At 64.9% G+C, this 345-nt stretch carries 1 protein-coding gene; it reads left to right on the top strand.

Going from position 1 to position 345, the window contains the following annotated elements; translation table 11 throughout:
* Positions 1-345: hypothetical protein (locus AAZU54_RS27350; protein ID WP_434727902.1), on the top strand; the 345-nt coding region annotated here is incomplete at both ends.

Below are 345 nucleotides of genomic sequence, written 5' to 3'. Positions count from 1 at the left end.
ACATCACCCAGCACCTGCACGCCGATGGCAGCACCGAGCGCTTCGCCTACGACGAGCGCGGCAACCTGCTGCAACATACCCGCGCCGACGGCAGTTGCGTGCACTACGCCTACGACGACCACGACCAGCTGCTCAAGACCCGCGACGCCGAAGGCGGCCTGTGGCGGCGGGACTACGACCAGCGCGGCAACCTCATCGAAACCATCGACCCGCTGGAAAACACCACCCAGTACCGCTACAACAGCGACAACCTGCCCATCGCCGTAGTCGATGCCAATGGCAACGAAAAAACCCTCGCCTACACCGGCGACGGCCTGCTCAGCCAGTACACCGACTGCTCCGGCC

This window comes from Pseudomonas sp. Je.1.5.c (genome assembly GCF_051129895.1).
Classification (GTDB): Bacteria; Pseudomonadota; Gammaproteobacteria; order Pseudomonadales; family Pseudomonadaceae; genus Aquipseudomonas; species Aquipseudomonas urmiensis.
Note: the sequence above shows the minus strand (reverse complement) of the source record. Positions and strands in the feature narration are given on the sequence as shown.